The following is a 13,439-nucleotide window of genomic DNA, read 5'->3' as shown; positions in this document are numbered from 1 at the left end:
ATGGAAGAACTTGCAGCAATTCATGAAAAAACACGGGTGTTATTATCACAGCTACGCAGTGGGGATGTTTATGAATCACTACCTGAGTTACTCTATGTCTTAAAAGAAAATGCGGACATGGAACCGGCTGAGCCAACTCCACGACCTAGAGATTCAATGGCCGTGATTGAACAAATGCAGGTCTACCAGGATGTGTGGTCGGCCAACCATGAGGAATCCAATCAGTTTGTAGCAGATGATGACTTGCGGGCAGTCGTGGAACAGTTGTCTTCACCGAGTGCAAAGATTCGTGATACGGGGGCCTTCTTCTTTCTTGGGAATGCCATCCAAAATGGGCATTTAAGTCATCAGCAATTAGACTGGTTGACGGCTGAAATGATTGGTGACGACCACCTACTTAGTCAAATTTTGCAGGAAGAAAACGATGGTGCTTATGGACGCTCTTTTGCCCTTGCCATTCTTTCGATTTTATTGATGGCTGATCAGCAAGCTGCTGAACCCTTTATTGGCTCAGAGTTGATGATGGCTATCGTCGAACAGGTTAGCCTGTATGCGCTGTTAGAACTGGATACACGCGGTTTCGTGCCTGGCCATGGTTGGATTCATGCCTTTACTCATTTAGCAAATGTGTTGGGCGCGATTTTTGACCGGACGGATGTTCCACGGTCAGACAAACTTTTCTTGCTTGCTTGTATCATGACGAATTTCCGTCAGCTAAACACACCACTCACGATGGGTGAGCTAAACCGCCAAGTAGGAACCATCTTGCGCTTGAGTCAAAAGCACAGCCTCTACGCCGATTATTTACTACTATCATTAAAATTGTGGCGGCAAGACCTTGTGAATGAACCCTTTGCACAAACTCGGTCACGCTGGCAGAAATTATATAATCGCGTTGATTTCTTCCAGCAAATTTTAGCTTTTGGTCAAGATCAGGTGCCTGAAAAAATTTGGGCATATGTCCAAGAGACTAAGAATTACCTTTCTTAATTGTCTTCGTCTCGCTAGGTTGGCGAATGAAAAAAATATTTACCCATGACGTCCACCTGGCTGGTGGACCAATAAAGGAATTTTCTTATGAGCAAAAAACATGTTGTATTGTTGTTTGGTGGAAACTCGTCAGAGCACGATGTTTCCAAGCGGTCTGCCTATAATTACTATCAGGCCCTAAAGGAAACGGGCAAGTATGACCTTTCGGTCGTGGCTATTGCCCAAAATGGTTTTTTCTTGGATGCTAAGCGATCATTTGAAATTATGAACCAAGCCGATGAGGCTCCTTTGGTTGCTGAATACATGGCAAGCATTGACCCACAGGAAACGTTGGCACCGATTGCTGCCTTAAAGGATTTGCCACCAATTGATATCTTTTTCCCAGTTGTTCATGGTAACCTTGGCGAAGATGGTACGCTTCAAGGTCTTTTCCGTCTCTTGAAGAAGCCTTATGTTGGTGCCGCTTTGCGTGGCCACGCAATTTCTTTTGATAAGGTGATTACCAAGGAAATTTTGACGGCCAATGGCATCCGTAATACCAAGTACCTGGTTACTTATCAAAATGATGATCAGCCATTGACCTGGGCAACTGTTGCAAAAGAGTTAGGTTCACCGGTCTTTGTTAAGGCTGCTAATCAGGGATCATCCGTTGGTATTTCACGGGCTGAAAATGAGGCCGAATATCAGGCTGCCTTGGCTGATTCCTTCAAGTATGACCGCAAGGTCTTGGTTGAGGCAGCCGTTAATGGCCCCCGTGAATTAGAGGTTGGCGTGATTGGAAATGATGATATTTTAGTTTCTGAAATCGGTGCCCACCAAGTACCAGATCAAGGTGGGAATGGTAAGGGCTGGTATGATTACAAATCAAAGTTTGTGGATAACTCAGCTGTTGCCTTTGAGATTCCCGCTAACTTGCCAGAAGATGTCACGGCTGAAATTAAAGCGATGGCAAAGAAGGCTTACCAAGTCTTGAACTTGGCCGGTGAAGCTCGGATGGATTTCTTAATTGACGAGAATAACGTTCCTTACTTAGGTGAACCAAATACGCTGCCAGGATTTACTAACATGTCCTTGTTTAAGCGCTTGTGGGATTATTCCGATATTAACAATGCCAAGTTGGCTGATATGATGGTGCAATATGGCTTTGAAGCTTACGAAAAGGAACAACTGATTTCTTATTCATTTGAATCATTGGGTGAAGAGAAGGTTGGAACTTTCAACGGCCAATAATTTTAAATAAAAAAACGTCCCTTGTTGTTACGCAAGGGACGTTTTTTTACTGATTTTTACTTTTGAGCGAGCTTTGCGCAACGAACAACCAAGACGTCGATTGTCGCGATTCGAGTAACGAAGGCGGTGACAGAACCGACAACTAGACGTTCAACCGTGTTGAGACCAGTGGCCCCAATTACAATCAAATCAGCTTTGATTTCTTTTGGAATATCGGTTGCAATCATGGTCTTTGGTGAACCATAGTCAATCCGATATGAAACATTTGAGAGGCCTGCCTCAGTTGCTTGCTTTTTGTAAGCTTCCAATGATTGACGGGCATCTTCCGTGATGGTGTCAACCATCGTGTTATCGAAAGATGTAATGTTTTGAATGGCACGAGTATCAATGATATTAGCAATCACTAATTCAGCGTCGTCGTCTTCTTTTGCTAGGGCGATTGCGCGCTTCAAGGCCGCCTCAGCCTCCTTTGAGCCATCCATTGGAACCAAAATTTTCTGGTAAGACTGTGTCATCGTAAAGACCTCTCTTTCTAGGTTCATTATAAGTCTTTTAAGACGAAATAAAAAGCAGAGTCTGCGAATAGGAATTAGTGGATACCAGCAATTGGCTAATTCGTTTAGTCTTTAGTATGAGTTCACAAAAAAAGCCCGCCCGAAGGCGAGCCGTGGGTCATGCCCACGATACTCTATTGGCACCGTTAACCGCTACTCAGATTTTCCTCGAAATTATCGAGGTGGGCGTTTCACCGGGGGCTTTGACTACCAAACGAAAGGGCATGTCATAACCTGAGGATCCCCGTCCAAAATAAAAAGGTTGTAAGGAAAAAGCTGTAAATGTAGCAATGCGTATACCAGAGTATTCACTAAATAGTATACTGATTTTGTCTAAAAATACTAGTCTTGACATTCTGATTTTTGTGAGTAACCATCAGCAAAATTGTTGTTCAAAATCAGATTGGTATTGTTTATTTTAAACCACGGCGCTGTTGGTTTTTGAGGCTCTGATTAACATCCTTTAATTGCTGCTCGAAATTCGAGTTACCTTTTGGCTGGAAATAGGCGTCATCTTTGATCGTATCTGGAAGGTACTGCTGAGCAACCCAGTCATTAGGGAAGTCGTGAGGGTAAATGTAGTCATTTCCGTGGCCGAGTTTCTCGGCGCCCTTGTAGTGACTATCGCGTAGATGGTTTGGGATGGTCTGGGCCTTTGAACGACTGGCTTGGGCGATGGCAGCATCGATTGCGGTGTAAGCTGAATTGGACTTTGGCGACAATGCTAATTCAATAATGGCATTGGCCAGTGGAATCCGCGCCTCAGGTAATCCTAATTTTTCAGCGGTTTGAATAGCTGTCACGGCTCGTTGTGCGCCGTTTGGATTAGCCAGACCAACATCCTCGTAGGCAATCACAATCAGTCGGCGGACTAAGATTTGCAGGTCACCGGCAATAATCAGCCGGGCGGCGTAGTGTAGGGCCGCGTCGACATCCGATCCTCGAATTGATTTTTGTAGAGCCGAGATAATGTCATAGTGGGCATCGCCATCCTTGTCGGCGACGAGTGACTGCCTTTGAGTAGTTTCTTCGATAACTGCCAGGTTTACCTGGACGATCCCGTTTGCATCCGGCTTGGTCGAAAGAGCTGCTAACTCCAAGGAATTCAGGGCAGAACGAAGATCGCCGTTGGTTGCTTGGCTAAGGTGGGTGAGGGCCTCTTCGCTTAGATTGACTTGGTAGTTACCAAGTCCGTTTTCTTGATTTGTCAGTGCCCGTTTAATCGCTTTTTTGATGTCCAGGTCACTTAAGGGTTGGACTTGAAAAATTTGGGTCCGGGAACGGATGGCTGGCGTGACGTTTAAGTAAGGGTTTTCCGTTGTCGCCCCAATCAAGATAATCGCGCCCGATTCAAGGTGAGGAAGGAGGAAGTCTTGTTTGACCTTGTTTAGACGGTGAATTTCATCTAAAAGAAGGACGACAGTCCCTGACATTTTTGCCTCCTCAGCCACAACCTGGAGGTCCTTTTGCGAATCGGTCGCCGCGTTTAGGGCCCGAAAAGCGAAGTTGGTCGAACCAGCAATGGCTGAGGCAATTGAGGTTTTACCAGTTCCGGGTGGACCATAAAGAATCATCGAGGAAAGGCGCTTGGCTGCCACCATCCGCCAAATGATTTTATTTTCGCCGACTAGGTCTTCTTGGCCAACGATTTCTTCAATTTTTGTTGGCCGCATTCGGTAGGCCAGCGGTTTTTGTCCGGGCATGAAGGCTCCTTTCTCAGTATGGCTCTGTTTTGATAAAAAAGAAGCCGGTTGAAACCGGCTTCGTCAGGTTACAGGTCAATTGATTCTTGGTTTACGGCTGATTTTGCCGCAAGAACGACCGCATAGGGGTCGCTTGTTTGTGTTGTTCTTTCAAAATCAGATAGCAGGGTGTAGGGGTGATTGGTGCTAACAGCCATTTGTAAGTAGTTAATGTAAGCATCACCACAAGCATCCTGGTCAATCAGTAAGGTCGTGTTTGGCCAGTTTTGCATCCTTGCCTTGAGTTCTTCTTGAACTTGGCTATCATCGGCCTTTGATTCTTTAACGGCCGCGACTACTCGTTCACGAAAAGTGCCTAGGTAAAGGCGCTGCTCATCAGGATTAATCTTGGGACCGCCATTACCTTGCTGTCCCTGTTCTAAACGGCTGTTAACATCATCCATTGGGTTATCCTCCAATTACTTTACTACAGACAATTATACGAAAAAAGTTAAAAAGATTAAAGGCTTGTGCGCTTTTTTTGACGGTTAATCAACGTTTACTGGTTGATTGACCAGCACTTTGCGGTTTGATGGTTGCAGTTGTGAGCGTTGCCTGCTCAAGCAATTGTGCGAACGATTGTCGCGCTGATTTTTTCCAAAAAAAAGCCACTGCATCAGCAGTGACTTTTCAACCAGAAAGAGTTAATTAAATTATCCCAAACGGTTGTAGTATTCGACAATCAAGGCTTCGTTGATGTCAGCATCCAATTCTTCACGTTCTGGCAAACGAACGAAAGTACCTTCAAGCTTGTCGGCATCAAAAGAAACGAATTGTGGACGTGAAACCACTGATTCAACAGCGATTTGGATTGGCACAATGTTCTTTGACTTTTCGCGAACAGAGATTACTTGACCAGGAACAACTTCGTATGATGGAATATCAACGCGCTTACCATCAACCAAGATGTGACCGTGGTTAACCAATTGACGTGCTTGTTGGCGAGTAGTTGCCAAACCAAGACGGTAAACCAATGAGTCCAAACGGCGTTCCAAGAAGATCATAAAGTTTGTACCGTGAGTACCTTGACGAACCTTGCCGGCCTTGTTGAACAATGAGTGGAATTGACGTTCAGTCAAACCATAAGTGAAACGCAACTTTTGCTTTTCGCGCAATTGCATTCCATATTCAGAAACCTTTCCACGACGGCCTTGGCCATGGTCACCAGGTGCATAGGCACGACGTGACAATTCCTTACCAGTTCCAGAAAGTGAAACACCCAAACGACGTGAGATACGCCATTTTGGTCCAGTATAACGTGACATGTATATGTCCTCCAAAATGTATTTTGCTGTACATTTGAGGGTCGGCACCAGATGCGTGCAGCGTCAAGAAAAATCGTTTCTCAGTGACTGTAGCTAAGTCCTTACTAACGAGTTTGGACGTTGTTGACGCGCTTCTTTACCGACTGCTACTCAATACAACTTCAACCAGTATAGCAAATCAGAAGGAAATTAGCAAGAAAAAGAGTGTTGAACAAAATGGTATCCGTATTTTTATGTCGTTTCGATTGAAAAGTCAGGCTGAAAAAGAATCAAAAATCTTAAGAAAGGGATAAAAGAAGGCAAATGAATCTAATTTCAGTAGCCAATAGTGTATGGTGGACTTAATTAGTAAATAAAGCTGAGGGTTTAGTACATATGTGGATTATTATTGCAGTTATCGTGATTATCGCTATCTTAATCGGTCTTGGTTGGGTGGTTTTGACACAACGGCAGGCTGCCGCGCAGGCGGTAGATTTTAGTTTGGCTAAAAAAGCGCTCATGGATGAAGACATTGCCACTGATTTGGCAGCAGCAAGAAAGGTCGCCTTAGCTGGTCAGGCTTTGCAAAATTTCCAGGAAACGGAAAAGATTTATCGTGACTTGCGCAACCATCGCTTTGCGGCAATTGATGCGGAAATCAATCGCGCGATGCAATTGAGCGCTGGATTGAACGTTTGGAAGACCAGAAAGTCGCTACAATCTTTGTTAGATCAAATGACCGAAGCTGTTTCTTTGCAAAAACAGGTTGTTTCAGGACTGGAAAGTATACAGCAAGAAAACAAGATGCAACGTCAGGCTATCGATCAATTACATGGGGATTTTGACGATATCACAGAGCGGTTAACAGCCACGAATAACCCCTATGGCCCAAGTGCACCGGCTTTATTAGCCTTTTTATCTGATGAGGAAGATGAGTACCAACGCTACCATGAATTAATTGAGGCTGGGGACCGAGTAAAGGCAGCCCAAAAGTTCGAAGAGGTTGGGATGATCGCTGGTCAGGTTCTTGATTATATGCAAAATCTGCCGATTTTATTTACCGCTTTTAATGAAAAATACTTGGATCAGATTAACGAATTGCACACGAGCTGGCTTGATTTGACGGATCGTGGCGTTGTTTTTGTCGAAGGTGTCTTGGAAGATGCTTTGAGTGAGGTCGATGACCTCCGCCTTCAAGGACTTCAGGCGATTGAAGGTTTGAAAGTCAAGGAAGCAAATACGATTTCAACAACGTTAAACCAGAAGATTCAAGATTTGTATGACCTCATGGAAGAAGAATATCAGGCCTATCACCGTTACTTTAAGCAACAAGAACGTGTCAATAAAGAATTTGATCGGGTTAAGGAACAAAACCATTCTTTGCTGCTTGAGCTAACTTATTTGAAGGGACGTTTCATTTTGGGTCATGAGGAAGAAGACCGACAGTCTAGTTATCACCATGACATTGAAGAATTAGTATTGAGTCAACAAGAAGTCCAACGGGCCTTAAAGGAAGGTAGTCAGACATACAGCTGGGCAGTTACGCGCCAAGAAAATTGGTTATCAATTTTGAGCCAATTAGATAGCGACCAGGTTGCCTTGTACCATCAAATTGAGGAATTCCAACCTGCTTTGCAGTCCGCTAAGGAGCATACAACTGCTTATATTGATCAAATTCGTGGTGTGAAGCGCTCCCTTGAGCGTCGCGACCTACCAGGGTTGCCCGAGGACTTTCTACAAAAATTCTTTACAGTGAGTGACGAAATTACGCGCCTCGATGAGGCCGTGTATGCGGGAGAAGTCGATTTGGATGATGTGCAGCGTCAATTGAACATTGTCGCTGCTGACTTCGACACCTTAAAGGAACAGGCTCATACTGTGATTGTCGCTGCTGATTTAGCCGTTTCACTCCTTCAATATGCTAACCGTTACCGCGAACAAAACGAAGAAGTCGCTAAGGCGTTAAAGGTCGGTCAAAAGCTCTATCAAGTTGATTTTGATTACGATGGCGTAATTCAAGAGATGAAGCCAGTCTTGCAAGAGGTTGAGCCCGGAGCCTTTGAGCGCCTCCAGAAAAATCAGGATCCAGTTCTTTTATAAGAAGTGGATCCTGCTTAAAATAATGAAAGTTAGTGGTCCGTGTTCTGATTTCACCACTTAATCACGTCAAAAGTAAATCAAGAAAAAAGAAAAGCTGACTGTCTGGGTTGATTCCCAAACAGTCAGCTTTTTCAATGGAGTTATTTGTTAATTTGCTTCAGTGCAGAGTGGCGGATACCGTAAGTAAAGTACCAAATCAGGCCAATTACGACCCAAACACCATACATTTTCAATGTTTCTGCAGGCAAGCGTAGGATCAACAGTAATGATAATCCGGCAGCAATTAATGGTAAGACAGGATAGAATGGCATCTTGAAACCATCATGTTTCAGGTCGTGACGCTTACGTAAGATCAAGACGCCGAAGCTGATAAACATGAAGGCCGTCAAAGTACCGATGTTAATCAAGTTAGCCAATGTACTCAATGGGACAAGGCCAGCCAAGAATGCTTCAACAGCAACTGCTAAAATCAAGGCGTTGACTGGCAGACGGTGTGGACCAGCGACCTTTCCTAAACCACGAGGTAAGAGACCATCACGACCGAAAGAATAAGCCAAACGTGATGAAGCGAAAATTAAGGCCAACACAGCGGTGAACATTCCAATTAAAGCGCCAATTGTAATGACAACGGAAAACTGTGTTTGCTTAACGGCCTGCAAGGCGAAAGCGGCTGGGTCATCAACGCCCAAGCTCTTGTAATTGACGATCCCTGTCAAGACAATTGAGAACAAGGTGTACAGGATGGCGGAAATTGCGACTGTACCTAAGATCCCCCGAGACATTGTTTTTGTTGGATTCTTGACTTCGGCTGCGTGGGCAGCAATCGTGTCAAATCCTAGGAAGGAGAAGATGATGGAAGCGGTTGCGGCAGTTAAACCACCCAAACCAAAGGCACCTGTTTGGAACTGCTTAGGGTAGAAATCAGCGTAGTTATGTCCTTTTATGAAGAAGAGGCCACCGATAATGAAGAGGGCAATAATGGCAACCTTCAAAACAACACCGGCATTTTCAATCTTCTTTGATTGGCTCACACCAGCGAATAGAACAGCTGCTGAAATTAAGATAATAACCACGGCCATCAAATTGACGACACCACCGGCACCAGGTCCAGCCTGGAGAGCCTTAGGCAAAGCCCAACCCATTTGGCTCAGTAAATTATTGAAATAAGCTGAAAAACCAGTGGCAATCGCTGAAACTGCCAAGAAGTATTCCAAAATTAAGGACCAGCCAAGAATCCAACCAATTACTTCACCATAGATGACAGATCCGTAAGAATAAGCTGATCCAGCAACTGGCATGGCTGATGAAAATTCGGCAAAGGCCATGCCGCAGATACCAGAGAAGATAGCTGCAACTAGAAAGGCGATAGAAACAGCCGGACCAGCGTTGTTAGCGGCCTCATGACCGGGTAAAATAAAGATTCCAGAACCAATGACGGTTCCCACACCCAGGCCGATTAGGTCTTTTGTTGTAAGCACACGCTCCATCTGCTGATCCTTTTCAAGGTAACCAGCAGCTGACTCGCGGGCAAAGGCACGTTTTAGTAACTGCATAACTTTTCTCACTTTATTTTAATATAACTGCCATCAATTGTACCAACTTTTAACTGGATTGTCGATTATTTTGATGATAAGGTAAGAAAACAAAGAAATGGGGGATGAGAAAGCCATGAATCGGGTAATTGTTTTAACGGGACCAGCTGGAGCGGGAAAGACCTCAATTGCAACTTACTTAAAGGAAAAATGGCGCGTGCCGCAAGTCATCACACATACTACCCGTCCTAAGCGGGCTGGTGAGGTTGACGGCCTTGATTATTATTTTGAAACGAAGGATTCTTTCTTATTAAACCATTATTTAGAGTCTGTTCATTATAGTCAGGCAAATTATGGTTCTTCTAAGGAAGGTTTAGAAAAAGCGTGGCAGAAAAACAACCTTGCTAGTATTGTCTTAGACACCAAAGGAGCTGAAACCTACCAAAAAATTTTAGGTGACCAGGCCTGGATTTGGTACGTTACGATTAAAGATGTTGTCAAACTTGAGAACCGCCTGATTGCTCGTGGGGATGAAAAAGACCGGGTGCAGGATCGCTTATCGGCACCGGAGTTCCAACGAGACTTAAAGCTACCCGATCAATTGCAAGGCGGTGCTGAGATTATTGTTAATGATGATTGGCAGCAAACCTGTGACCAGGTAGATCGGTTAGTAGAACGCTAAAGGTTTTCAATCGACGAATGTTAAATTTACAATGCTGATAAATCAGCGTTTGAGACCAATCGCTAAAATTACCAAAAAAAGTGTTGACGAGTAGTCAGGTAGGCGCTATACTAGTTATTGTTCGTTACGAAGCAAAGCTGCTTCGAGCGAGGCGCTGGTTGTCAGAGATGACCGGCAGTTGATAAAAGTTCATCAGAAAGTTGTTGACAAGCTTCAACATTCCTGATAAACTAATCAAGTTGCCCTAACAAAGCAACTCAAATAACTTTCTAAATTAGTTGTTGACTTTAGGTCACAGCTAAGGTAAGATAAATGAGTTGCCCAACAAGGCATCGCACATTGAAAACTGAACAAAACTTTGAACAAACAAATCTGTAACGGTGGCTACTTGGTAAGTAGTCACAAACAAATTTGCGAAGTCAATTCGTAACAAACAATAAACGGATAGGCGTTATCGAGAGATAGCAACTAGTCAGTTTAATCGAAGAGCAATCTTCAAACTTTTAACATGAGAGTTTGATCCTGGCTCAGGATGAACGCTGGCGGCGTGCCTAATACATGCAAGTCGAACGCGCAGCGAAGAGTGCTTGCACTCTTCAAGCGAGTGGCGAACGGGTGAGTAACACGTGAATAACCTACCGAAAAGCAGGGGATAACATTTGGAAACAGATGCTAATACCGTATAAAACGTGCTGTCGCATGACAAAACGTTAAAAGGTCCGTTTGGACCACTTTTTGATGGATTCGCGGTGCATTAGTTAGTTGGTGGGGTAAAGGCCTACCAAGACAATGATGCATAGCCGAGTTGAGAGACTGACCGGCCACATTGGGACTGAGACACGGCCCAAACTCCTACGGGAGGCTGCAGTAGGGAATCTTCCACAATGGGCGCAAGCCTGATGGAGCAACGCCGCGTGTGTGATGAAGGCTTTCGGGTCGTAAAGCACTGTTGTATGGGAAGAACGGTAAGGGTAGGAAATGATCTTTACATGACGGTACCATACCAGAAAGGGACGGCTAAATACGTGCCAGCAGCCGCGGTAATACGTATGTCCCGAGCGTTATCCGGATTTATTGGGCGTAAAGCGAGCGCAGACGGTTCGATAAGTCTGAAGTGAAAGCCCACAGCTCAACTGTGGAAGTGCTTTGGAAACTGTCGAACTTGAGTGCAGTAGAGGTAAGTGGAACTCCATGTGTAGCGGTGGAATGCGTAGATATATGGAAGAACACCAGTGGCGAAGGCGGCTTACTGGACTGCAACTGACGTTGAGGCTCGAAAGTGTGGGTAGCAAACAGGATTAGATACCCTGGTAGTCCACACCGTAAACGATGAACACTAGGTGTTAGAGGGTTTCCGCCCTTTAGTGCCGAAGCTAACGCATTAAGTGTTCCGCCTGGGGAGTACGACCGCAAGGTTGAAACTCAAAGGAATTGACGGGGACCCGCACAAGCGGTGGAGCATGTGGTTTAATTCGAAGCAACGCGAAGAACCTTACCAGGTCTTGACATCCTTTGAAGGTACTAGAGATAGTGCTGTTTTCTTCGGAAACAAAGTGACAGGTGGTGCATGGCCGTCGTCAGCTCGTGTCGTGAGATGTTGGGTTAAGTCCCGCAACGAGCGCAACCCTTATGTTTAGTTGCCAGCATTCAGTTGGGCACTCTAGACAGACTGCCGGTGACAAACCGGAGGAAGGCGGGGACGACGTCAGGTCATCATGCCCCTTATGACCTGGGCTACACACGTGCTACAATGGCGTATACAACGAGCAGCGAACTCGCGAGGGTAAGCGAATCTCTTAAAGTACGTCTCAGTTCGGATTGTAGTCTGCAACTCGACTACATGAAGTCGGAATCGCTAGTAATCGCGGATCAGCATGCCGCGGTGAATACGTTCCCGGGTCTTGTACACACCGCCCGTCACACCATGGGAGTTTGTAATGCCCAAAGCCGGTGGCCTAACCTTTTAGGGAGGAGCCGTCTAAGGCAGGACAGATGACTGGGGTGAAGTCGTAACAAGGTAGCCGTAGGAGAACCTGCGGCTGGATCACCTCCTTTCTAAGGATAATCGGAGCGTTACAGGGACGTCAGAGTCAATTTGATTTGTGCAAAGTTTTGTTTAGTTTTGAGTGCGTGAAGCACAACCAGCGCATGGGGGATTAGCTCAGCTGGGAGAGCACCTGCTTTGCAAGCAGGGGGTCAGCGGTTCGATCCCGCTATTCTCCATTGGCCAGAAGAAAGCCTTTTGGCCAAAAGCTAGTACATTGAAAACTGAATAATCAAGAAATTCTTTTAAAATGATTCAGAGGTGAATCATCTAAATGAACCGAGAAACAACACAAGTTCTTTAAAAAGAACGGTTTAATCGCAGGTCTGAAAGAAGACCAACTCATAAAACTGATCCAACTGAAAAGTTGTGGTTAAGTGAATAAGGGCGCGTGGTGGATGCCTTGGCACTAGGAGCCGATGAAGGACGTGACTAACTACGATAAGCTTTGGTGAGCGGTAAGTACGCTATGACCCAGAGATTTCCGAATGGGGAAACCCAGCACATAGAAGTGCTATCACTATCTGAATACATAGGATAGTTGAAGGAATACGCTGTGAACTGAAACATCTCATTAGCAGCAGGAGCAGAAAGAAAAATCGATTCCCTGAGTAGCGGCGAGCGAAACGGGAAGAGCCCAAACCAGTGTGCTTGCATGCTGGGGTTGTAGGACTGTCGTTGAGTTACCAAGATAGAAGTTAGGTGAAAACGTTGGGAAGCGTTGTCAAAGAGGGTGATAACCCCGTAACCGAAAGCTTTTGTCCTCTAGACAGGATCCTGAGTACGGCCGGACACGTGAAATCCGGTCGGAATCTGCGGGGACCATCCCGTAAGGCTAAATACTCCCTAGTGACCGATAGTGAACCAGTACCGTGAGGGAAAGGTGAAAAGCACCCCGGAAGGGGAGTGAAATAGTTCCTGAAACCACGACGCCTACAAGAAGTCAGAGCCCGTTAATGGGTAATGGCGTGCCTTTTGTAGAATGAACCGGCGAGTTACGGTATCGTGCGAGGTTAAGGTGAAAAAACCGGAGCCGTAGCGAAAGCGAGTGTGAAAAGCGCGAATAGTACGATGCTGTAGACCCGAAACCAGGTGACCTACCCATGGTCAGGATGAAGGTGAGGTAAAACTTACTGGAGGTCCGAACCGGTGCATGTTAAAAAATGCTCGGATGAACTGTGGGTAGCGGTGAAATTCCAAACGAACTTGGAGATAGCTGGTTCTCTCCGAAATAGCTTTAGGGCTAGCCTCATGAAGAGCATACTGGAGGTAGAGCACTGTTAAGCCTAGGGGCCCATCTCGGGTTACCAAAGTTTGATAA

At 45.3% G+C, this 13,439-nt stretch carries 9 protein-coding genes, 1 tRNA gene and 2 rRNA genes (1 of these 12 cut by a window edge); 7 read left to right on the top strand and 5 right to left on the bottom strand.

Annotated elements, in window-relative coordinates:
• Together ACSYSH_RS03620 and ACSYSH_RS03615 are read left to right on the top strand one after the other, a co-directional pair.
• Window positions 1-990 carry a DUF2785 domain-containing protein gene (locus ACSYSH_RS03620; protein ID WP_491702360.1) on the top strand — a complete coding sequence of 330 codons (990 nt, stop codon included), beginning with the start codon at window positions 1-3 and terminating at the stop codon, window positions 988-990.
• Between the two features lie 87 nt (window positions 991-1,077).
• Window positions 1,078-2,220, top strand: coding sequence for a D-alanine--D-alanine ligase family protein (locus tag ACSYSH_RS03615; RefSeq protein ID WP_491702361.1), 1,143 nt, complete (start codon window positions 1,078-1,080; stop codon window positions 2,218-2,220).
• A gap of 56 nt (window positions 2,221-2,276) precedes the next feature.
• Here ACSYSH_RS03615 and ACSYSH_RS03610 read toward each other — a convergent pair whose 3' ends face one another.
• From ACSYSH_RS03610 to rpsD, 4 genes are all read right to left on the bottom strand, one after another.
• The gene (locus ACSYSH_RS03610; RefSeq protein WP_491702650.1) at window positions 2,277-2,735 is read right to left on the bottom strand and encodes a universal stress protein; all 459 of its coding nucleotides are present in this window, start codon (window positions 2,733-2,735) and stop codon (window positions 2,277-2,279) included.
• Window positions 2,736-3,187: 452 nt separating this feature from the next.
• A complete protein-coding gene (locus ACSYSH_RS03605; RefSeq protein ID WP_491702362.1) occupies window positions 3,188-4,477 on the bottom strand; it encodes a replication-associated recombination protein A in 1,290 nt (429 codons plus the stop codon).
• A 68-nt stretch (window positions 4,478-4,545) separates the two neighbouring features.
• Window positions 4,546-4,920, bottom strand: a complete 375-nt coding sequence (locus tag ACSYSH_RS03600; protein WP_252773530.1) for a YueI family protein — start codon at window positions 4,918-4,920, stop codon at window positions 4,546-4,548.
• Window positions 4,921-5,169: 249 nt separating this feature from the next.
• Window positions 5,170-5,781, bottom strand: a complete 612-nt coding sequence (rpsD, locus tag ACSYSH_RS03595) for a 30S ribosomal protein S4 (protein ID WP_047974713.1) — start codon at window positions 5,779-5,781, stop codon at window positions 5,170-5,172.
• A gap of 375 nt (window positions 5,782-6,156) precedes the next feature.
• On the opposite strand from rpsD, the gene ACSYSH_RS03590 reads away from it, so the two are divergent.
• Complete coding sequence (locus tag ACSYSH_RS03590; protein ID WP_491702363.1) at window positions 6,157-7,860, top strand: septation ring formation regulator EzrA; 1,704 nt, start codon at window positions 6,157-6,159, stop codon at window positions 7,858-7,860.
• A 140-nt stretch (window positions 7,861-8,000) separates the two neighbouring features.
• Here the strand turns inward: ACSYSH_RS03590 and ACSYSH_RS03585 are convergent, their stop codons facing one another.
• On the bottom strand, window positions 8,001-9,413 hold the full coding sequence (locus ACSYSH_RS03585; protein ID WP_489816026.1) for an APC family permease: 1,413 nt from the start codon (window positions 9,411-9,413) through the stop codon (window positions 8,001-8,003).
• 115 nt (window positions 9,414-9,528) lie between these two features.
• Between ACSYSH_RS03585 and ACSYSH_RS03580 the strand changes: the two genes are divergently transcribed.
• The 4 genes from ACSYSH_RS03580 to ACSYSH_RS03565 form a co-directional block, all read left to right on the top strand.
• Entirely contained in the window at window positions 9,529-10,074 is a 546-nt protein-coding gene (locus tag ACSYSH_RS03580; protein WP_491702364.1) for a guanylate kinase, read from the top strand.
• Window positions 10,075-10,578: 504 nt separating this feature from the next.
• Window positions 10,579-12,129, top strand: a 16S ribosomal RNA gene (locus ACSYSH_RS03575).
• A gap of 95 nt (window positions 12,130-12,224) precedes the next feature.
• A tRNA-Ala gene (locus ACSYSH_RS03570) sits at window positions 12,225-12,297 on the top strand.
• A gap of 192 nt (window positions 12,298-12,489) precedes the next feature.
• A 23S ribosomal RNA gene (locus ACSYSH_RS03565) occupies window positions 12,490-13,439 on the top strand (it continues 1,957 nt past the right edge of the window).
• The 16S and 23S rRNA genes sit together here with 1 tRNA gene alongside, the layout of an rRNA operon.

The sequence above is a fragment of the Fructobacillus sp. ESL1117 genome (genome assembly GCF_058508565.1).
This window is presented reverse-complemented; position numbering and strand designations above follow the sequence as displayed.